General features: G+C 42.6%; 19 protein-coding genes. 6 read left to right on the forward strand and 13 right to left on the reverse strand.

Features of this window, described 5'->3' with window-relative positions:
- Positions 1-118 precede the first annotated feature (118 nt).
- Positions 119-304: a DUF2929 family protein gene (locus FC83_RS00850; protein ID WP_035451675.1), complete on the forward strand. Its 186-nt coding sequence runs from the start codon at positions 119-121 to the stop codon at positions 302-304.
- A 112-nt stretch (positions 305-416) separates the two neighbouring features.
- Positions 417-1,415 (forward strand): GntR family transcriptional regulator, encoded by a 999-nt coding sequence (locus FC83_RS00855; RefSeq protein WP_057002266.1) that lies wholly within the window; start codon positions 417-419, stop codon positions 1,413-1,415.
- 12 nt (positions 1,416-1,427) lie between these two features.
- On the opposite strand, the gene FC83_RS00860 is transcribed toward FC83_RS00855, so the two are convergent.
- The 8 genes from FC83_RS00860 to obgE all read right to left on the reverse strand — a co-directional run bounded on the left by FC83_RS00860 (position 1,428) and on the right by obgE (position 10,894).
- Positions 1,428-2,150 (reverse strand): hypothetical protein, encoded by a 723-nt coding sequence (locus FC83_RS00860; protein ID WP_057002267.1) that lies wholly within the window; start codon positions 2,148-2,150, stop codon positions 1,428-1,430.
- An 84-nt stretch (positions 2,151-2,234) separates the two neighbouring features.
- Positions 2,235-2,420, reverse strand: coding sequence for a 50S ribosomal protein L32 (gene rpmF / locus FC83_RS00865; RefSeq protein ID WP_035451667.1), 186 nt, complete (start codon positions 2,418-2,420; stop codon positions 2,235-2,237).
- A 134-nt stretch (positions 2,421-2,554) separates the two neighbouring features.
- Positions 2,555-5,167 (reverse strand): ATP-dependent chaperone ClpB, encoded by a 2,613-nt coding sequence (clpB, locus tag FC83_RS00870; protein ID WP_035451666.1) that lies wholly within the window; start codon positions 5,165-5,167, stop codon positions 2,555-2,557.
- A 92-nt stretch (positions 5,168-5,259) separates the two neighbouring features.
- Positions 5,260-5,670, reverse strand: coding sequence for a LapA family protein (locus tag FC83_RS00875; protein WP_081763014.1), 411 nt, complete (start codon positions 5,668-5,670; stop codon positions 5,260-5,262).
- Positions 5,671-5,734: 64 nt separating this feature from the next.
- Positions 5,735-6,541 (reverse strand): SDR family NAD(P)-dependent oxidoreductase, encoded by an 807-nt coding sequence (locus tag FC83_RS00880; protein ID WP_052004517.1) that lies wholly within the window; start codon positions 6,539-6,541, stop codon positions 5,735-5,737.
- Positions 6,510-7,475 (reverse strand): ribonuclease Z, encoded by a 966-nt coding sequence (gene rnz, locus FC83_RS00885; protein ID WP_035451663.1) that lies wholly within the window; start codon positions 7,473-7,475, stop codon positions 6,510-6,512. The genes FC83_RS00880 and rnz overlap by 32 nt, the downstream gene beginning before the upstream one ends.
- A 108-nt stretch (positions 7,476-7,583) precedes the next feature.
- On the reverse strand, positions 7,584-9,560 hold the full coding sequence (locus tag FC83_RS00890) for an acyltransferase family protein (RefSeq protein WP_035451659.1): 1,977 nt from the start codon (positions 9,558-9,560) through the stop codon (positions 7,584-7,586).
- 44 nt (positions 9,561-9,604) lie between these two features.
- Positions 9,605-10,894, reverse strand: coding sequence for a GTPase ObgE (gene obgE, locus FC83_RS00895; protein WP_035451657.1), 1,290 nt, complete (start codon positions 10,892-10,894; stop codon positions 9,605-9,607).
- A gap of 192 nt (positions 10,895-11,086) precedes the next feature.
- Here obgE and FC83_RS00900 point away from each other — a divergent pair, with 192 nt between their 5' ends.
- From FC83_RS00900 to FC83_RS00910, 3 genes are read left to right on the forward strand one after another with little or no spacing between them, the layout of a single operon-like run.
- Complete coding sequence (locus tag FC83_RS00900) at positions 11,087-11,842, forward strand: DeoR/GlpR family DNA-binding transcription regulator (RefSeq protein ID WP_035451656.1); 756 nt, start codon at positions 11,087-11,089, stop codon at positions 11,840-11,842.
- Positions 11,839-12,753, forward strand: a complete 915-nt coding sequence (gene pfkB, locus FC83_RS00905; RefSeq protein ID WP_035451653.1) for a 1-phosphofructokinase — start codon at positions 11,839-11,841, stop codon at positions 12,751-12,753. Before FC83_RS00900 ends, pfkB begins: the two co-directional genes overlap by 4 nt.
- A gap of 17 nt (positions 12,754-12,770) precedes the next feature.
- Positions 12,771-14,750, forward strand: a complete 1,980-nt coding sequence (locus tag FC83_RS00910; RefSeq protein ID WP_057002268.1) for a PTS fructose transporter subunit IIABC — start codon at positions 12,771-12,773, stop codon at positions 14,748-14,750.
- 55 nt (positions 14,751-14,805) lie between these two features.
- On the opposite strand, the gene FC83_RS00915 is transcribed toward FC83_RS00910, so the two are convergent.
- From FC83_RS00915 to FC83_RS00930, 4 genes are all read right to left on the reverse strand, one after another.
- Positions 14,806-15,543, reverse strand: coding sequence for a gamma-glutamyl-gamma-aminobutyrate hydrolase family protein (locus FC83_RS00915; protein WP_035451652.1), 738 nt, complete (start codon positions 15,541-15,543; stop codon positions 14,806-14,808).
- 208 nt (positions 15,544-15,751) lie between these two features.
- Positions 15,752-17,566 carry an excinuclease ABC subunit UvrC gene (uvrC, locus tag FC83_RS00920; RefSeq protein WP_035451651.1) on the reverse strand — a complete coding sequence of 605 codons (1,815 nt, stop codon included), beginning with the start codon at positions 17,564-17,566 and terminating at the stop codon, positions 15,752-15,754.
- Between the two features lie 118 nt (positions 17,567-17,684).
- Positions 17,685-18,425, reverse strand: coding sequence for an amino acid ABC transporter ATP-binding protein (locus FC83_RS00925; protein WP_035451650.1), 741 nt, complete (start codon positions 18,423-18,425; stop codon positions 17,685-17,687).
- A complete protein-coding gene (locus FC83_RS00930) occupies positions 18,418-19,887 on the reverse strand; it encodes an ABC transporter substrate-binding protein/permease (protein WP_035451648.1) in 1,470 nt (489 codons plus the stop codon). The genes FC83_RS00925 and FC83_RS00930 overlap by 8 nt, the downstream gene beginning before the upstream one ends.
- Before the next feature lie 169 nt (positions 19,888-20,056).
- Between FC83_RS00930 and FC83_RS17290 the strand changes: the two genes are divergently transcribed.
- Positions 20,057-20,200 (forward strand): hypothetical protein, encoded by a 144-nt coding sequence (locus FC83_RS17290; protein WP_169790834.1) that lies wholly within the window; start codon positions 20,057-20,059, stop codon positions 20,198-20,200.
- Positions 20,201-20,259: 59 nt separating this feature from the next.
- Here the strand turns inward: FC83_RS17290 and yihA are convergent, their stop codons facing one another.
- Complete coding sequence (gene yihA / locus FC83_RS00935) at positions 20,260-20,871, reverse strand: ribosome biogenesis GTP-binding protein YihA/YsxC (RefSeq protein WP_057002269.1); 612 nt, start codon at positions 20,869-20,871, stop codon at positions 20,260-20,262.
- Positions 20,872-20,952: the final 81 nt, after the last annotated feature.

Raw genomic sequence — 20,952 nt, forward strand, 5'->3', positions numbered from 1 at the left:
GTGCACCTCTTAAAAAATATAGAAAATATAGATAAGTTAAAGATAACAGGTTCCCGTTGAAATTGAAATTATGCTATACTATAAAGCAATCATCGTGATGAAAGAAGGTCCTATGTCGATGCGTTACATTATGATGGTCTTTTGGGGCATTATCTTTGGGTTTATTATTGGTTTTATTGGCTCAGCCTTGACGCAAACAACTTTCGTACCTGCCCAAGCCATGGGTATGGCCGCAGTATTTGCAATTCTTTTAGGCTTCATGCCAGCATTACTGAAATGGTCTCAAAAAATTAGCTCTAAATAAAGCCTGTATGACCCAGTCTAAGCAGTTTATGCTTAGACTATTTTTTTGTCCTTTTTGCCAAGGTAAAAATTATGGTATACTGACTATATCATTTTACACTGAGGTGAATCTCATGAAAAAAAGTCTATACCAAATAATTATCGATGATTTAAGCCAAGCCATTGCCAGTGGCCAGCTTCCCGTCAACGCTAAGGTCCCCACGGAACAAGAATTAGCCCAACAATACCAAGTCAGCCGCATCACTTCTAAACGGGCCTTAAATGATTTAGAACAAGCAGGCTTAATTTATCGTAAACAAGGATCGGGCAGCTTTGTAGCTGATCAAAAAACAAAGGCTGCCAGCAGCACAACAGCACCAGCTGGTCCCTTGGTTTACTGTGTCCTGCCTGACGGTGACAATACTTTAAACAACACGTTGGTCACCCAATTGCTTTTAGCCTTCGCCGCCGCAAAACTGTCTGCTAACATCATCTTACCAGAAACCCTGGCGACCTTGCTACCCCGACTAACGCCACAAACCTATCTTATTTTATTAGGGGACACCTTCAAGGACGATTTAATATACCAACTTTATGAAATGGATATATCTTATTTTAAGATTGGCACTAGCCCTAATGCGCTCGATTATCCGCAAATCACGTTAACTGCTGAACTCGCCCTGCAAAATATGCTAAATGAGTTTGATGAATCAGTGCAACAATTAATTTATATCCAAGCCGCTCCACCGCTTTCACCTTACGCAGATGCCACTTTAAAAATAAATTTGCTCAAGGCAGTCAAACAACATCAGGCAATTGCGAAATTCAAATTACAACTTACTTCGGCTACCCAATTTGATTCTAAGAATCCCCCGGCAGCCACTAAATTCATTGTCTCTGATTTCAATCTATTATTGCAGCTGCTCACTTCACCGCTTGATCTTGATGACCTTTACTTCATCGCCCCTAGCCTCACACCAGAGCAAGTTCAATTTGTTCAAACACAGCATATTCACTGCTATGCCTGTCCCCTATCCGAAGTTTTGATAAATTGTACTAAGCTGCTTTCGGCCATACAAAAAGACGCCACGATTAATCAAAATTTAATCGTTAACGCCCAGTCTTTGTCCTAAACCACCGAAAAACTATTGGTGGGTCATATAAATAAATAATTCGTCATTTGAGAAGGCCACGTCAAAATTAATGTCCTTAGACTTAATGGTATTGATCGTTGTCTTCCCTTTTTTAGCTGACTTTACCGCCGCTTCAAACTTTGTGAGAACTGTTTTGGCATCTGCCCCACTAACGCCGGCTAAAGTTCCTAATGTTGATCCAAATTGATTTAAATTTTGCGCCTTTTTCAAGGTTGCTGTCTGAGCAATAACGGTTAAGCCCATCAATTGTTGGTCCGCTACCACTGCGCGAATCTGAGTCCCGTTATTTTGGCCAATAACCCCATTATAATTTGCCCGACGTAATAACTCTGGTTGAATTTTGATGGCATTTGGATTCTGTTGGGTAGCTGCCGCATAAATCATCCCAAATTTGGCAAATGCCATCACCGGTGTCGATTTAGAAATGGTTGCTTGCTGACGATCAGTATCGGTTTTAAAGGTTAGCTTTTGACTCTGATTGCTAATTGGCACTGTCACGACAAAAGTTCCGCCATTGACCTTAGCACTTTGCCAGGCCTGTTGATCAATGCGGTATTGGACCGACTTTGCCTTGGTACTGCCCTTTACAACCGTAGCCATCCCATCAGCATGATATTGATTTTGTAAATTACTGATTTTTTGATTTTGACAAGCCGTCAATACCACTAGGCCTATTAGAAAACATAGCCCCAGAAAAAAACGTTTTCCCCGCATTTTATCGACTCTTTTCACTTTGAATAGTTTAATCATAAATAAAAGACCGGAGCCATTAGTTCATCCCGGTCTTAAATAACTTTATTAGTTCTGAGTTTTATCGATGTTAACCACTTGTTGGCCCTTGTAAAAGCCTTTTGGTGAAACGTGGTGGCTTAAACGATATTCGCCGCTAGTAGCGTCAAAATGGATGTTAGGCACATTCAATTTGATATGGCCACGACGCATGCGTTTCTTGGTTTTCGATGTTTTTCTTGCTGGAACTGCCATGTCTATTCAAACTCCTTTATAATCAAATTCTTCGAACTGTACTTAATTTGGATGACGTGAGATCATATCCAATTAGACTCTAAAAGCCCACAAACAATATAATACTATGACTTGGGCTTTGAAGCAAGGTTAAATTAAACAATTACCTGATGTTCGGACATTTTTTCACTGTTAAAGATCAACTTGTCATCTTCTAAATCAATTGTCACCTTAGAATGGGGTAAAATTTGACCGCCAATTAACTGCTTCGCTAACGGTGTCTCGACTTGATTGGTAATAAAACGTTGGAGTGGTCTGGCCCCAAAGGCGGGATCGTACCCCTTGTCAGCAATCCAAGCCTGGGCTTTTTCAGAAACCTGCAACTGAATATCTTTGTCCCTCAGGCGTTTGGAAAGTTCTGCCACTAATTTCACAACGATTTGCTTCACGGCATTCATATCCAACGGATGGAATAAAATGATATCATCGATCCGATTCAAAAATTCCGGCTTAAAATGCTGTTGTAGAACGTTTTGAACTTGTTGCCGGGTGTCAGCCGTGATACCAGTTGCGGATTGTTGCGCATCTAACAAGATATCTGAACCTAGGTTAGAGGTCATGATAATAATAGTATTTTTAAAGTCAACCGTGCGGCCTTGCCCATCTGTCAAGCGACCATCATCTAAGACCTGCAGTAAAATATTAAAAACATCCGGATGGGCTTTTTCAATTTCATCCAGTAATACAATCGTATAAGGATTGCGCCGTACCGCTTCGGTCAATTGGCCGCCTTCTTCATACCCCACATAACCTGGTGCTGCACCAACTAAGCGTGAGACGGCATATTTCTCCATATACTCACTCATATCAATGCGGACCATGTGCTTTTCCGAATCAAATAAATTACTAGCCAAAGCCTTCGCTAATTCCGTTTTCCCTACACCTGTTGGCCCTAGGAATAAGAAGGACCCCAGTGGTCGATTTGGGTCTTGTAGGCCAGCACGGCTTCTTAAAACGGCATCCGCCACTGATTGAACGGCCTCATCTTGACCAACTACGCGCTGGTGCAACTCATCAGCCAAATGCAACAACTTTTCCCGATCACTGGCTACTAATTTAGCCACTGGAATGCCGGTTTGCCGACTGACCACTTCGGCAATCTCATCTGCTGTAACGGATTCCTGGACTAAATTTTTAGCTTGGTTATCACTAGCTTCAAGTTGTTTTAATTCTGCTTGCAACTTGGGGATCGTGCCATGCTGCAGGCGGGCAGCAGCTTCTAGATCATACTTAGCTTCAGCGTCTTCAAGCTCATGCTTAGCTTTATCGATTTGGGACTTTTTGTCATTTAAGGCGTTGATTTCAGCTTTTTCAGCATCCCACTTAGCTTTTAATTGCGAAATGGTCTCCTGCAACGTGGCTTTTTGGGCTTTGACATCTTGTAGCCGCGCTTTAGAAGCAGGATCAGCTTCTTTATTTAATGCCGCCTCTTCAATTTGAAGTTCCATCATTTTGCGCATTTGCTGGTCCAATTCGGTGGGCATAGAATTCATTTCCACGTTAATATTGGCACTAGCTTCATCCACTAAGTCAATGGCTTTGTCTGGTAAAAAGCGGTCCGTAATATAGCGATTAGACAACGTTGCAGCCGCCACCAGCGCATTATCATGAATGCGCACGCCGTGGAAAATTTCAAAGCGTTCTTTTAAACCCCGTAAAATCATGATTGTTTCTTCAACAGTTGGTTCTTGGACCAATACCCGCTGAAAACGTCTTTCTAAAGCCTTATCTTTTTCAATATTTTCACGATACTCATCTAGCGTTGTTGCCCCAATCAAATGCAACTCACCGCGGGCTAACATTGGTTTCAAAAGATTACCAGCATCCATTGCCCCTTCAGCTTTACCAGCCCCAACAATAGTATGAATCTCATCAATAAAGAGAATTACTTGACCTTCACTTTTTTTAACTTCTTTTAAAACTGATTTCAAGCGCTCTTCAAATTCGCCCCGGTACTTAGCCCCAGCAATTAACGAACCCATATCTAATGAAATAATCGTCTTATGCTTCAAATTATCTGGGACATCCCCATGAACGATCCGTTGGGCCAAACCTTCCACAATAGCCGTTTTACCCACACCGGGTTCCCCGATTAAGACGGGATTATTTTTAGTTTTCCGAGATAAAATTCGAATGACATTGCGAATTTCTTCATCCCGGCCAATAATAGGATCTTGATCACCGGCCCGGACTGCCTTAACCAGATCCGTCCCATACTTGGCCAGAGCTTGATAATTGGCTTCTTGGGTTTTAGAAGTGACCCGCTCGTTTCCCCGAACAGATTGAATGACTTCAGTTAACTTTTTAGCAGTTAACCCTTGGTCTAATAAATATTTGGTGATTGGTAAATCCGGTTGTTTTAATAACGCTAAAGGTAATACATCAACAGCAATATAATCATCATGAAACTGCTGCCGAATTGTATCCGCATCTTGTAAGAGTTGATATAATTTAGGGGTCATATTTTGGCCATAGGCCGTTTGGCCCTCGACCGTTGGGATTTGATCTAATTGCTTATCGATTGCCGCTTCAAAACCAGCAGTTTCAACGCCACTTTGTTTCAGCAAATTCGGTAACAATTCTCCAGGTTGAATCAATGCCTTGAATAAATGCGCAAGGTGAATATCGGCATGATGCCGTGTGACGGCAATTTGTTGGGCTTGTGCCAAAGCCTCTTGGACAGCTTGTGTGAAATTATCTGGATTCATTGTTTCGCAACTCCTTATCAAAAAACTGTAAATAAAAAGAGTCCATCGACTCTTTTTTAGTTTACACACTTATCGTAACTCTGACATCCTGCTTAAGCCTCATTTTTGGGTGTTGTGGCAGTATCCGTAGCGTCAGCAGCAGCTTTTAGTTGTTCAATGGTAGCCTCTTTTTCAGCTAGCTGTGCTTTAAAATCGGCTGCTTGTTTGGCTGTTGCAGCATCCACGGCCGTATCAATGGCTTTTTGCTGTTCTGTTTCTAACTGGGTAACCTGCCCCCGTAAGTCTTTCATCTCTTTTTTGAGATTGTAATTACCGGTGGTAGCAAATAGATATGTGACTAAGGCCCCCAATAAGATACTAATAAACAAGATTAAGATCAGCGGTAATTTCACTTTGGTAAACCCAAATTGAATCATCACTGGTGTCTGATTGATCAATGCAAAAATCACTAATAAAATAGCAATAATCAAACCAATCACGAAATTACGCTGTTTCTTCATCATCCATTCCCCCAACTAATCCTATTTGCGCCTACATGGGCTATAACTCTATTGTAGCACGCCTTAATTATTTTTTGTTAAACATCGTTAAGACCAAAGCATCCCCAAGCCTTGGAAAAGCACTGTATAAGTGCGCCGCCAGGGCCATGATCCAAGGGGTATTGATCTCACGAACAGGAAAACCAATGGCACTGACAATTCTTTGCGCCAAGGCATCGGCATTTAGTGTAATAAAGTCAACACTCTTTAAATAAGCGCCAGTTTTATCAGCGATATCAAAAAATTCTGTCGCCACTGGTCCTGGATTGATACTGGTTACTTGGATATCAAAAGGCTTTAACTCTAACCGCAAGCCATTGGCATACCCCACCACTGCAAATTTGCTGGCAGAATAAATGGCACTTTTAGCCGTCGCAATTTTACCGGCCATTGATCCCAGCATGATGATATGACCAGCATGGCCCATCATCTCCTGAGCAACTAATCGGGTGATATAAATCGTTCCTAATACATTGACCTGAATCAAGCGCGCAATGAGCTTGGGATCTGTATCCACGGCATTTTCAAAATTACCAAATCCGGCGGCATTGATCAGCACCTCCGGACGGCCAACTTGTGCTACTAAGGCCTGACAGAATTGTTCAATACTATCCGGGTCAGCCATATCCACGTAGTAGGCAAAAGCACTATGCTTGGATAATTCTTGGCATTGGTTGCGAAGTTTTTCAAGTCGCGTCATGCGCCGAGCTGCCAAGACCACAATGGCCCCACGCTGGGCGGCTTGGATGGCACAAGCCTGCCCAATCCCCGAAGAGGCACCGGTAATGACGACAATTTTACCATTAAGATTTCTTAAGGCTGCTAATTTTTTCATTGGTCTCCCTCTTTTTAAATGGAATATCGATCACATCAAAATCGGCAACAACTCGACTGTTGGGAAAAACAGCTTGCGCATCTCGGGCTAGTTCGGATACTTTTTTGCCCACATAACGCGCCGATATATGCGTCAGCAATAGCTGATGTACCCCAGCATTTTTAGCAACCTTAGCGGCTTGGATATTTGTTGAATGATAATACTGCCGAGCTAGTTTGGCTTCACCCCTGCCAAAAGTACTCTCATGGACCAAGACATTGGCATCTTGGGCTAAGCTGGTTGCTGCTGGCGTTTGCCGCGTATCACCTAAAATGGTGACAATACGGCCGGGTTGAGCTGCTGTAATATAATCATGACCATCAACCACACGACCATCGGGTAATTGCACCACTTTGCCGGCTTTAAGTTGGGCATAAACTGGACCAGCGGCAATTTGATCAGCTTGCAGTTTGTCTACCAACAATACGCCAGGGTGTGCTGCTTCTTCAACACGATAGCCATAACTTTTTATCCGATGATCTAATTCGTCTGCATAAACTTTGAAAGTTGAATCTTCAAACATTAAGCCCTTATGAACCGTTACAAAACTCAAAGGATAACTTAAGTGGGTCTCTGAAACTTGGAGTGCTGTTCGCACAAAATTTTGAACCCCCTCGGGGCCGTAAATGGTCAAAGGTGTCTGACCACCTTGAAAAGACCGACTGGATAATAAGCCCGGCAATCCAAATAAATGATCCCCATGCAAGTGGGTAATGAATATTTTAGTGATTTTACGTGGTCGAATCGCTGTACTTAAAATCTGATGTTGCGTCGCCTCACCACAATCAAACAGCCAAACTTCATTACGTTCAGCCAATAGTTTCAATGCAATGCTTGTGACATTTCGCTGTTTAGCCGGGGTACCAGCACCTGTACCTAAAAATTCTAACTCCATGAATGACTTCCTATTCTATTGTATCCAAGTGATTTAAAAAACAAAAGTAACCGGTATAAACAAGCGTTTTACCGGCGACTTCTGATATTGCTTTAAGCCTCTCAAAATTTATTTTGTATTTTGAGGTGTATCTTCTAATAAGTGTTTAGCTATAAACGCCGCATAATATGGGCCCCCGGTAGTATTAGGGTGAACCCGATCATCATAAAACCAGTCATCGTGGCTATTGGCATAGCCGAACCAATCAATCACCACTAGATTCTTATAGCGCTTTTTAGCTTGTTGCAACGTGGCATTGACATCATTTTGCCATTCCCGCGTTGGGACGCGCACGTTGATCCAATAAACGGTTCGTTGTGGTCCAAAGACACTCATTAAGGCATCCATTTGATCTAAGGTAAAGGGTCCATTGGTCCCTAAGCCCACCAAAATATTATCGGCTAAAGCGCCCTTATCAGCTAGCGCTTTAGCTTCTGCAGGAACTGCAACTAATTGCTTACCCACATCAGCTTCCATAACCATCTTAGGGAAAATTTGTTGTAGCATGTTTTGACCATCTAACATCACTGAATCGCCAAAAGCCGTAACTTGCAGCGTTTGAGCGCGCTGTAATTGCACTTGCGTTAAGCCATATTTCTCTAAGTCCTGATTAACAGGGTGTTTCTTAGCTTGTTTTTCCAAAGACTGCTCAGATGCCACGCTGACAGACTTACTATAAGAAGCATCTTTAGCAGCTTTTTTCTTTTCAGCATTGGCTTTTTTAGCCTCACTGATCAAAGCCGCATTACGTTTAGCATTGGTCGCTTTATTCTTTTTGATTTTTTGAGCTAGAGCCGAATCATTAGCCTTGCCTGGTTTAACCGTTGTCGCTTGCACCACGCCGGTCATGCCAATGGCAAAAATCAGGACAGCTAAAAATGACACAACTTTGGTCGCCCGCTTTTGCGAGTTATTAAAAGTCACCAGTTGCTTTAAGAACTGGCCAGTTTGTTTAAAGTCAAAATGCGCAATTGGCTGCTCAATATAACGGAAAGATAATTCGCTGATCACCAAAATCAAGATTGCTTCAATGATGTGATAAGTCACTTGATGATCGGCAATATTAGTCATTCGTGCTTCAAAAAAAAGCATGACTGGGAATTGATACAAATAAATACCATAACTTCTAGCGCCAATCCAAGTGAATAACTTATTGGTCAATACTTGATTCCAATCCGCCCCAGGATGGGCAATCACGGCAATCAAGATGGTAGCTAATAAAGAGAAGACGAACATACCGCCGCGATAAAGTGCTGCGCCTTGGTCGGTTAAATTTAAGAATAAGAAAGCCATTCCTACAAAGCAGACAATGCCAATCGCATCCAGTAATACCCGATCCCTGGTCTCAATCCCCTTTTTCAAACGACTGCTGGGCCAAAGAATCGCTAAGGCACAGCCAAATAAAATACTAAACATCCGTGTATCCGTCCCATAATAGATCCGACTTGGATCAACGTGGGGTTGGTAAAGCACCGCCATTAACACTGCTGACGCAATTGCTAAAATCATTGTAATATTGAAGATGTGCGATCGTTTTTTTAATAATTTCAGCATGATAACCATTAAAACTGGCCAAACAATATAAAACTGACCTTCAATGGATAACGTCCATAAATGGGTGAAAGGTGACTCACTGTTGGCAAAACGTTCAAAATAAGACTGACCGTTTACAATCTGCCACCAGTTATACACATTTAATAAATTTGTCAGTACTATCTTATGCAGATTCTCTAAAAGACTTCTTTGAAACAGCACGATGTAAGCGCTGGTAGCAAATAGCACCGCACATAAAGCTGGATAGATCCGCTTTAACCGCTTTGTAAAAAAGACTTTAAAATTAAATGAACCCTTGGTTTGATACTGACGAACCAACTGATCCGTAATCAAATAACCAGAAATAATGAAAAAGATTGGGACACCCAAGTACCCGCCCTTAAAAACATTAGGATTCATATGATATAAAATGACACCTAATACGCCAAGTGCGCGCAGACCATCAAATCCTGTAATATATCTGCGCTGTTGTGTTGGTTGATTTTTGTCCATCTTCGCCTAACCCTCAATAAAATAATTTAAGCCTGACTTTATAATTAATCTACAAATTCAAAGGTAAAGTCATCAATTGCTACTAAGTCGCCATTGGTTGCCCCAGCCTGGCGTAATGCCTCTTCCACGCCTAATGACTTCAACTGTTTTGCAAAACGTAAAACACTATCGTGGTGATCCAAATTGGTCATCTTAAACAGCTTTTCAATGCGTTCCCCAGTGATAACGTAAACATCATCTTCATCTTTGTGGACTTCAAAATCGTTAGCCGTCGGTGCTTCATAGGTGTAAGTCTTCGTTGCTGATTCACTTGGTACTGTTTTAGGCACAGAACTTAACACATCAGCAGTAACTTGTAACAATTGAGCCACCCCTTGATGGGATACACTAGAAATTGCGAAAACCTTTAAATTCTTGGGTGAATCAACAGCTTTAAGCTGTGTTTTGAATGTTTCAAACCGTTCTTTTGACCCGGGCAGATCCATTTTAGTCGCCACCACAATTTGAGGCCGCTCTAATATTTTAGCATCATAGGTCACTAATTCATGATTGATTTGTTTGAAGTCATCGATTGGTTCCCGGCCATTATCTGGATCCATATCCACTAGATGCAAAATCACCCGCGTCCGTTCCACATGCCGTAAGAACTGGAATCCTAAACCGACCCCGTTAGAGGCACCTTCAATTAATCCTGGTAAATCAGCCATTACAAAATCTTGACCGTCTTGTAATTGCACCATCCCTAAGTTGGGTACCAGTGTTGTGAAATGATACGCCGCAATCTTAGGTTTAGCACTGGTAGCCACGGATAGTAACGTAGACTTCCCTACAGAAGGGTAACCGACTAACCCAACGTCAGCAATGACCCGTAGTTCTAATTGAATTTCTAACTCTTGGCCGGGTTCGCCATTTTCGGCGATTTCAGGCGCCCGATTTTTCGCATTGGCAAAATGGATATTGCCACGACCACCGCGACCGCCTTTGGCCACGACTAATTCTTGGCCAATTTCCGTCAAATCACCGATTACTTCACCAGTTGCGACATTTTTAACCATGGTGCCTTCGGGAACCTTAATAAAGGTATCTTCGGCGCCACGGCCATACATACCTTTGATCATCCCATTTTCACCACTGGCAGCTTTAAATTTTCTTCTATATCGGAAATCCATTAAGGTTCTCAGCCCTGGATCCACTTTTAAAACGATACTACCGCCCTTACCGCCGTCACCGCCGGCTGGGCCACCGTTAGGGACATACTTTTCGTGACGAAAGGCAACAGAACCATCGCCGCCTTTGCCAGCTTTTACTTCTATTTTTACTTGGTCGACAAACATTTGTTTCTCCTTTTCAATTCGCACCTATATTATCTTACTTATTCTAACAGTAAATGTAAATATAACCTAGTCTTTATTTCTGGGTATTTCAAAACTTTTGCAAGGACTATGACCGTTTTTGAATGTTTTTAATCGTTTTTTGTTGCTTTTTACATGTCAAGCGGTTACAATACGTATTGGAGTTGATTGCAAATGTTAACAGAAGAGCGTCAAAATCATATTTTACAATGCTTACAAACGCAACCAATCATTAAACTACACGATTTGGTCGCCCATACCCACGCCTCTGAATCAACTGTCCGCCGGGATTTACAAGAACTAGAAGATAGTGGTTTATTGACCCGCATTCACGGTGGCGCCAAGCGGCTCACCAGTCTGTTGGAAGAACCCAGTCAAACGGCCAAAGCCAATACGAATTTACAAGAAAAACGTCGAATCGCGCAATACGCCGCAGACAAACTCAAACCAAATGCCATTGTTTTTCTGGATGCCGGGACAACGATTCAAGCCATGATTCCCTATTTAAAGTCAGAATTACATTTGACCATTGTCACCAATGGGATCGATACAGCTTCCATGCTGTCAGAAACCAATTTAAAAATCCTGTTGATTGGCGGTCAAATCAAAAATCTAACTAAAGCCGTGATTGGTTCAAAAGCCATTGAGCAAATCCATGATTACCAATTTGATATTGCTTTTTTAGGTACCAATGGGATTCATGCCGACTTTGGTTTTTCCACCCCTGATCCAGAAGAAGGTGCCTTGAAACGGGCAATCATTTCCAGATCGGCTGAAAATTATATCTTAGCTGATGCTAGCAAATTTGGTCGAATTTCTTTTGATCGCTTTGCTAAATTAGATGAAGTCCAAGTGATCACATCCCATGTACCAGCGGATTATCGCAACATCATGCAACAAACCAAAACTGAGGAGGTTTCACCCAAGTGATTTATACAGTAACAGCAAATCCTGCCATTGACTACGTGGTCACCGCTGACACGATTCAATTGGGCACAGTCAATCGTTTGAACTCTAGTGTTTCTTTACCAGGTGGTAAAGGCATTAACGTCTCGCGTATTTTAAAACAACTAACTATTGAAACAACAGCTTTAGGTTTCATCGGTGGTTATACCGGTGCCTTTGTCAAAAGTACCTTGGCCGCAGAAGACTTAACCACTAATTTCACCGAAATTTCAGATACAACTCGAATCAACGTGAAAATTAAAGCTGATCAAGAAACTGAGATCAATGGTCAAGGCCCTAAAGTGACACCTAAAGAGATCTCAAAATTTGAAGATACTTTGGGTCAATTAAAACCAGGTGATGTGGTAGTTATGTCTGGCAGTTTGCCACCAAGTTTACCAGATACTTTTTATAAAGATCTTATCCCATTGATTCGAGAACAAGGTGCTGATTTTGTGATCGATACCACGGGCCAAGCGCTGCTGGATACCTTAAGCTACCATCCTTTAGTGGTCAAACCAAACCACCACGAATTAGCTGAACTATTTCATGTTCAATTAACAAGTCTAGCCGATATCGCCAAATATGGCCGTCAACTCTTAGACTTAGGCGCTAAAAACGTTTTAATTTCCATGGCTGGTGATGGTGCTTTCTTGATCACCCCAACCAAAACCTACTATTCTAAAGCGCCTAAAGGGACCGTTGTCAACTCAGTCGGTGCTGGGGACTCCATGATCGCCGGCTTTACTGGTATCTTTGCGCAAAATAATGACCCTGTGGCCAGCTTTAAAATGGGTTTGAGTTGTGGCAGCGCCACTGCTTTTACCAAAGACTTAGCTGACCGTTCACAAATCGAAGCCTTAAGCACACAAATTAAAATAGAAGCATTTCAATAAATGGAGGATGCCAATTTATGGACATTAGAGACTTACTGCTAAAAGATGTCATGATTATGGATCTTAAAGCAACAACCAAACGTGAAGCCATTGACGAAATGGTCCATCAATATTACGACAAGGGCATTATTGATGATGAAGACTTATATAAACAAGATATCTTAAAACGTGAAGCGCAATCTACCACGGGTATTGGGGATGGCATTGCCATGCCCCATGCTAAGAATAAAGCCGTTAAGCGGGCCACCGTTTTATTTGCCAAAAGCCAAAAAGGCGTGGATTATGACGCCTTAGATGGTCAGCCGGTTTATTTATTCTTCATGATTGCCGCCCCAGAAGGCGCCAACAATGCGCATTTACAGGCCTTAGCTGCCCTGTCCTCCTTATTGATTGATCCAAACTTAGTGGCTGCCTTGAAAAAGGCCACGACGCCTGATGAAGTTCAAACCCTATTTGCTGATGCCCAGGCTAAAAAAGAAGCTGAAGATGCTGCTGACGAAGCCGCTGAAAAAGAAAAAGAAGCTAAGGCTGCCCAAGAAAGCACGCCAGATGAATCGCAAAAACCTTTTGTGGTGGCCGTGACAGCCTGCCCTACCGGTATTGCCCATACCTACATGGCTGAAGCTGCCTTGAAAAAGCAAGCCGCTGAGATGGGCGTAGATATCAAAGTTGAAACCAACGGTTCTGAAGGTGTCAAACACTTGCTGAGCGCCAGTGATATCGACCGGGCCCAAGGGGTTATCATTGCCGCCGATAAAAAAGTTAAAATGGCCCGCTTTGATGGCAAACATTTATTAAATCGCCCCGTCACCGATGGTATCAACAAACCTGAAGAATTGATCGACACTGCTTTGAAACAAAGTGCCCCAATTTACCACGCTGAAGGTGGCGCGAGTGCTGACGGTGATGAAGGCAAAGCGGAACAACGCTCTGTGGGTAGCCAAATTTATGCCAACTTGATGAATGGGATTTCTAATATGTTACCATTTGTCGTTGGTGGTGGTATTTTAATGGCCATCTCCTTCTTGATCGAGCGTTTCACTGGCGGTAATTCCACTTGGTTTATCTTCCCTAACCAAATTGGGACTTATGCTTTTAACTTCTTGATTCCTATCTTAGCCGCTTATATCGCTGAATCTATCGGTGATCGGCCAGCCTTAATGCCTGGGTTCGTCGGTGGGTTTATGGCCGCGACACCGGCTGCCAGCTTCTTCCCTTCTAAAAGCCCAGCCGGTTTCCTAGGGGGCTTAGCCGCTGGTTTCATCGCTGGTTATGCCGTTTTAGGGTTAAAGAAATTATTCAAACATCTGCCTCATTCCTTGGATGGCCTAAAACCTATCTTAATTTTCCCAGTACTGGGTCTGTTAGTGGTGGGTGCCATCATGTACTTTGCCGTTGATCCGGTTTTCGCCGTTATCAATGCCGGTATCACCAGTTTCTTAAAGGGGATGGGCACCGGTAATGCCGTGATCTTAGGTGTTGTACTAGGCGGGATGATGTCCATCGATATGGGTGGCCCCTTCAACAAGGCCGCTTATACCTTTGCTATTGGTGCCTATACAGCTACTGGTGATGGTACCTTAATGGCTGCGGTTATGGCCGGTGGGATGGTCCCACCTTTGGCAACGGCCATCGCCACGACTTTCTGGAAAAACAAATTTACCCCCGACGAACGCCGGGCTGGTATCAGTAACTACGTCTTAGGTGCTTCTTTCATTACCGAAGGGGCCATTCCATTTGCCGCGGGGGATCCGTTACACGTTATTGTCTCCAGTGTCATTGGTTCCGCCATTGCCGGAGGCTTGACCCAGTTGTGGCACGTGAACGTCCCGGCACCCCATGGTGGTATTTTCGTCGTATTCTTGGCTAATCATCCACTATTCTACCTACTGTCATTCGCCATTGGCGCGATTATTGCCGGGGTCATCTTAGGCCTGTGGCGGCCAGTTCGCAAGGATGCAGATGTTGAGACACAAACCGCTTCAGATGCAGCCTAATCACTAAAATAAGCATTTAAAAAGGATTGACCTGTCATGGGTCAATCCTTTTTTGCTAGACACTTGTTTTAGCTTTGGCTAACTTCACCAAGCGTTCAAATATTTGTAAGTTACGAGCATCGTAGTCCACCAGCATTTCAGGATGCCATTGAACCCCAAAGAAACGGTGATCTTTGTCTTGGCTCCAAACGCCTTCCACCACATCATCACTGCTGCGGGCAATAACAGTTAGATCATCCCCCGTAGTCTTAACAGCTTGTTGATGCAGTGAGTTGACTAAGACTTTTTCCCCAAAGATATCCCGCAGGAAATTATCAGGTTGGGTATATACATAGTGACTGGGCTGAGAATCATCCGTGGGGATCTGCATATGTTTGATTTGGGGCCGATCCCGATAAATTAGGTTTTGATATAATTTACCATTTAAAGCCACGTTTAACACTTGCATCCCCCGACAGACCCCTAACAAGGGTTTGTCCGTTTTAGCCACGGACTTCACCAAATTAATTTCAAACCGATCGCGTTTCAAACTTGTCTGGCCCATTTTTGGCAAAGGCTCTTCCCCATATAAAAACGGGGATACTCCTTGGCCGCCAGTTAATAAAAAGCCATCAAATTGGGCCACATAATCAGCAGTTTCCTCAGGGTTGGTTAATGGCAGAATAAATGGTAAGCCGCCAACTTTGGCAATGGCATCCAGAAAAAACTGCGGCACATAAGAAGCGGGATGGTTATGGAAGACATTTTCGGCAAATTCATATTGGTTGGCCACAATGGCAATTTTTGGTTTCATAGACGTAACTCCCTGTATTTTTATATTCAATTAGATAACAAGTATTTGAACTAATCATCTTAAAAGCTGTCCTTAGACGGGCAAATTCACCAACTTTAATTAATTGACATAACATATATTACCACGAAAAATGAGAGATAACGTCATTTTTGCTTATAAAACAAAGAAAAATATGAGAAATACCTCAGTAATTACTATAAAAGCCCGCTTACTTATTGCTTAAGGTTGTTGGCGTTAATGATAGCTTGATCATCTGGGCTGTGGTTTTATCAATCCCTAAAGCCTGAATATCAGCTAAAGAGGCTTCACGAATCTTACTCAAAGAGCCAAACTGCCGCAATAATTTCGTCCGGGTTTTAGGGCCAACCCCTTTAATGGCTTCCAGTTGCGAGCTCAAGCTATTTTTAGTATGAGTCTTACGATGAAAAGTGATGACAAAGCGATGGACTTCATCTTGAATTCGTTGCAATAGATAAAAGCCCTGGCTCTTATGGTCTAAGGCCACCGGTTGAATATTGTCATCTGGACCAAACAATAGCGCAGTAGTGCGATGCTTGTCGTTTTTAACCATCCCCGCAATGGGCAATTGATCCAAGCCTAATTCATTTTCTAAGACATCTCGAGCGGCTGACAATTCAATCTCACCGCCGTCCATCAAGATCAGGTCGGGTAGATCACTATGCTCTTTTAATAGCCGCGAATATCGGCGCCGGATCACTTCTCGGGTATTGGCAGCTTCATCGGCACCATTTTGATGTTCCACTTCGCCTTTTAACTTGTATTTCCGATATAATTTCTTGGCCGGTCGACCATCTTCAAATACGACCATGGCTGACACTGGATCCTGGCCCATAATATGGGAGTGATCAAAAGCTTCGATCTTATGCCCCCGAGGCAGACCTAGGGCGTCGAAAATTTCATCTTGGGCGCCTAAAGTCTTACTTTCATCTAATTCCATCAGTCTGAATTTTTCTTCCAGCACCAGTTTGGCATTCTTCTTGGCCAATGCCAGTAATTGCCGTTTTTCGCCCCGTTGTGGCGTTCTAACGGGGATGTCCAGGACTTCTTCCAAGCTAGTCGCATCTAGGCTCTTAGGGACTAAAATTTCCTTTGGCGGCAAATTATTTTTACGGCGATAAAATTGAGAGATAAACGTATTCAACGCTTCTTCAGGTTCATTAATGATTGGTAAGACATGTTTCTCCCGCTTCATTAACCGCGCTTGCCGAATAAAGAAGACTTGGATAGAAACATAGCCGCGATCATAATAATAGTTAAAGATATCTCTAGGCGTATGATCATTAGAAATGATTTTTTGCCGTTCTACGGTTTGTTCGATATAACGAATTTGGTCACGCAATTCAGCAGCCCGTTCAAATTCCATTTTGGCAGCTGCAACTTGCATTTTATCGGTTAATTCTTGTTTAATTGGACCTACTTGCCCATTTAAGAAACGTTTAATCTTCTCAATTTGCGCTGTATAAGCTGCGACTGGCACTTCTTTAAAGCACGCCCCCAAACACTGCCCCATATGATAATACAAACAAGGCCGGCCTAAATGGCCCTGACAGCGGCGTAGGGGGTATACTTTTTGAATAAAGCGCATGGTTTCTTCAGCAGCATAGACATTGGGATAAGGCCCAAAATAATAGGCGCCATCTTTAACGATTTGACCGGTAATTTTCATCATCGGATCGCGCTCGTTGGTAATTTTAATGTAAGGGTAACCTGTGCCTTGTTTTAACCGGATATTAAAATAAGGTTGGTATTTTTGAATCAAGGTAATTTCTAATAAGAAAGCTTCCTTATTAGTATTGGTGATAATCGTTTCAAAATCACGAATTTCCGAAACCAGCCGGGCGGTCTTGCCCGTGTGACTGCTCTTGAAATAAGATCGAACCCGATTTTTTAAATTCTTAGCTTTTCCTACATAAATAATTTTACCGTTTTCATTCTTCATCAAATAACACCCAGGTAGCCCGGGTAATAGTGCTAATTTATGTTCAATATGTTCTGTAGCCACGAATTCCACTTCCTAATATAGGGCTGCGTCATCATTCAGTTGAAAACTCCAATAACTTTTATTGTACAAAGAAATAACGTGATTGGCAATAAATATGCCAACCACGCTATTTAAAAAACTATTGGGCTAAAATACGGGATAAGAAATCCTTAGTCCGTTCATTTTGGGGATGTTCAAAGATTTGCTCTGGTGTCCCCTTTTCAGCGATATCGCCACCATCCATGAACCAAACTTCGTCAGCTACCTGCCGGGCAAAACCCATTTCATGGGTCACGACAACCATGGTCATGCCACTGTGGGCTAAGTCTTGCATAACTTTGAGAACTTCGCCAACCATTTCCGGATCCAAGGCACTAGTTGGTTCATCAAACAACATGACATCTGGATCCATGGCCAAGGCTCTGGCAATGGCTACCCGTTGTTGTTGGCCACCGGACAAGCTTTCTGGAAAGGCGTCCTTTTTCTCAGCTAAGCCCACCCGCTCTAGTAACTCTAAAGCTTTCTTTTGAGCCTGAGCTTCATCTTCGCCCTTCACCCGTTTGGGCGCTAAGGTTAGATTATCCATCACATTCATATTTGAGAATAAGTTAAAGCTTTGAAAAACCATCCCCATTTTTTCCCGAATGTCATCTAATTTCTTCTCTGGTAATTGGGTTAGATCCTGGCCTTCAAAGGCAATTTTGCCAGATGTAGGGTTTTCAAGTAAGTTTAAGCACCGTAAAAAGGTACTTTTACCGCCACCAGAAGGACCAATAACAACAATAACTTGGCCACTATTAACCACACCATCTATCCCAGTTAGGACCTCATTTTTACCAAAGGCCTTTTTTAAATTCTCAACTTTTAACATCTCAGCCATGTTGCATCTTCCTTTCAGCGTGATTCAAAATTCTAGATAAGGTGAAGGTCATGATAAAGTACAAGACCATCGCCACGGCAATTGGCGCTACTCCACGATAAGTTGCGGCCTGAACTGCCCGTAATTGATAAATCAAGTCGGTTACCCCAATAATGGATACAATTGAGCTTTCCTTGATCAAAGAAATAAATTCGTTCCCCAAGGATGGCCAAATGATCTTAATTGCCTGCGGTAATACAATAGTTTGCATGGTATCACGCTGAGACATCCCCAAGGACCGGGCAGCTTCGACTTGCCCCACCGGTACGGAATCAATCCCGCCACGGATATACTCAGCAACGTAGGCCGCACTATTCAACGCCACAGCGACTACGCCGGCAAAGAAGGCTGGGATATTATTCCATAATAAACCTACCCCAAAGTAGACAAACATGACCTGAATCATCAATGGCGTTCCCCGAACAAACTCGATGTACCAAACTGCCGGATAATGAAGAATCGCTTTGCGACTCAAGCGACCCAGCGCAAACACCGTTCCTAAAATGATCCCGATCACCACAGAAATTGCCGTGATCAATAAAGTGTACCCTACCCCTTTGGCAAAATAAGACCAATAATTAAACATCGACTTATTTTCCGTATTGGTAGCCATATACTTACCAGCATCGTTAATATATTGCTTGGTCAATTTTTGTTGCTTGATTTGATCAATTGAATGATTCACGGCAGTCACTAAAGTACCGGAATTTTTGGCAAAGGCAATGGCAGTCCCATTTTCATCGCCACCCAAATCAAATTTAGCGTCGATCTTAGCCAGCCGCGAGTCGTTGGCCACGTATGCCTGGGCCACAGCATCTTCAGCAACGATACCATCGATTTTATTGGTCTCAAGCGACAAAATTAAGTCGGTGACCTTGGTCAAGGCCTTTAAATGAGATTGTTTCATTTGTTTCTTCGCTAAATCTTGCTGCAAACTCCCAGTTTGAACCCCAACTTGTTTGCCAGCAAAAGAGTTTTTATCTTTATACAAATGTAAATCTTGCTTACGCACAATAATGGCTTGCCCCGCATCATAATAAACCTGCGAGAAGTCAACACTTTGTTTCCGCTCTTCGGTTGGTGTCATGGCCGACAGGACCATATCCACTTTATGGGTCTCTAAGGCCACTAGCAAACTGTCAAAATCCATTTGCTTGATCACCAACTTGACCCCTAAATCTTTGGCAATTTTGTGGGCAACATCCACATCCATCCCCACCACTTGATTCTTGCCATTTACTTTGGTGATAAATTCATAAGGTGGATAATCAGGACTGGTCCCCATGACCAACGTCCCCTTATCCTTAACCCGCTGTAATGAATTATCCGCAGCTTGAACCTGCCCACTGGGTGCTAACACAGCAAATATACCCAATAAGCACACCAAGGCGGTCAGCCATAAACTGATCTTCTTTAACTTCAACCTTAAAAACTCCCATTCTAATTTAATAGGTTACATTATACGACTGTTTTAATTTTTATGCAATAATCAGCCGAAACGCCCAATATTTATGCATATATCCCAAATATTCAAAAAAGTTGAGTTTTATCAAATTTTTGTTATGATAGGGGATATAGAAAGGAATGATACTATGGGCTTATTTGTAAAACGTGAAGTTGACGTGAACGGCTTATTTGATAAATTCGCCACGATTCCCGATCCAAAAAAAGAAAAAAAAGACGATAAAGATAAAAAGAACACTGAAACTACCGCTGAAAAAAAAGACGATAAATAAAGGAAATGCAGTTCTAAATTCGTGATTTGAATTTAAAACTGCATTTTTTTATTGTCATTTTAAGATTTGGTCTCATCAAGAATCGTCAGTTGGCTGCGCTGCTCGATCCAACGCCAAACCGCATCGTGCCCTTCTTTAGTTTCGGAACTAAAGAAAATCAGCTCATCATTTGGATCCATATCCAAAGCACTGATGATCAACTTCGTTTGTTTCACCCGTTGGCCCCGCTTGATTTTATCCACCTTGGTGGCGACAACTAGTGTTGGCACTTCGTAGTACTTCAAATAATTATACATACTCACATCATCGCTGGTAGGCGCATGACGGGCATCAACTAGTAACACCACACCCTTCATTTGTTTTCTGGTTTGTAGATAGGTTTCAATAATATGGCCAAATTGTTCCCGCTGTTTCTTGGAAACCTTAGCATAACCATAACCGGGTACGTCCACAAAATAAAGGCGATTGGCGATATTATAAAAATTTAACGTTTGCGTTTTACCCGGGGTACTAGACGTCCGGGCCAAGCCCTTACGGCTTAAAAGGGTATTGATCAAAGAAGATTTACCCACATTAGACCGGCCAGAAAGGGCAATTTCCGGCAAGCCATCGGTTGGGTATTGTTTTGGGTCTACAGCACTGATAACCAGTTTAATGTCACTAAATTGCATAATCTCTGCCTCATCTTTTCTTTTCACCTATGTAAAAAAAGAGGTCTGGCAATCACTTGTCACGACCTCTTTATATTGTTG

The organism is Agrilactobacillus composti DSM 18527 = JCM 14202 (assembly GCF_001436375.1).
In the GTDB taxonomy this organism is placed as follows: Bacteria; Bacillota; Bacilli; order Lactobacillales; family Lactobacillaceae; genus Agrilactobacillus; species Agrilactobacillus composti.

Coding starts and splice junctions, on each gene's coding strand:
- FC83_RS00850 (WP_035451675.1), top strand. CDS start 119: ATGCGTTACATTATGATGGTCTTTTGGGGCATTATCTTTGGGTTTATT.
- FC83_RS00855 (WP_057002266.1), top strand. CDS start 417: ATGAAAAAAAGTCTATACCAAATAATTATCGATGATTTAAGCCAAGCC.
- FC83_RS00860 (WP_057002267.1), bottom strand. CDS start 2,150: ATGCGGGGAAAACGTTTTTTTCTGGGGCTATGTTTTCTAATAGGCCTA.
- rpmF (WP_035451667.1), bottom strand. CDS start 2,420: ATGGCAGTTCCAGCAAGAAAAACATCGAAAACCAAGAAACGCATGCGT.
- clpB (WP_035451666.1), bottom strand. CDS start 5,167: ATGAATCCAGATAATTTCACACAAGCTGTCCAAGAGGCTTTGGCACAA.
- FC83_RS00875 (WP_081763014.1), bottom strand. CDS start 5,670: ATGATGAAGAAACAGCGTAATTTCGTGATTGGTTTGATTATTGCTATT.
- FC83_RS00880 (WP_052004517.1), bottom strand. CDS start 6,541: ATGAAAAAATTAGCAGCCTTAAGAAATCTTAATGGTAAAATTGTCGTC.
- rnz (WP_035451663.1), bottom strand. CDS start 7,475: ATGGAGTTAGAATTTTTAGGTACAGGTGCTGGTACCCCGGCTAAACAG.
- FC83_RS00890 (WP_035451659.1), bottom strand. CDS start 9,560: ATGGACAAAAATCAACCAACACAACAGCGCAGATATATTACAGGATTT.
- obgE (WP_035451657.1), bottom strand. CDS start 10,894: ATGTTTGTCGACCAAGTAAAAATAGAAGTAAAAGCTGGCAAAGGCGGC.
- FC83_RS00900 (WP_035451656.1), top strand. CDS start 11,087: ATGTTAACAGAAGAGCGTCAAAATCATATTTTACAATGCTTACAAACG.
- FC83_RS00910 (WP_057002268.1), top strand. CDS start 12,771: ATGGACATTAGAGACTTACTGCTAAAAGATGTCATGATTATGGATCTT.
- FC83_RS00915 (WP_035451652.1), bottom strand. CDS start 15,543: ATGAAACCAAAAATTGCCATTGTGGCCAACCAATATGAATTTGCCGAA.
- FC83_RS00925 (WP_035451650.1), bottom strand. CDS start 18,425: ATGGCTGAGATGTTAAAAGTTGAGAATTTAAAAAAGGCCTTTGGTAAA.
- FC83_RS17290 (WP_169790834.1), top strand. CDS start 20,057: ATGGGCTTATTTGTAAAACGTGAAGTTGACGTGAACGGCTTATTTGAT.
- yihA (WP_057002269.1), bottom strand. CDS start 20,871: ATGCAATTTAGTGACATTAAACTGGTTATCAGTGCTGTAGACCCAAAA.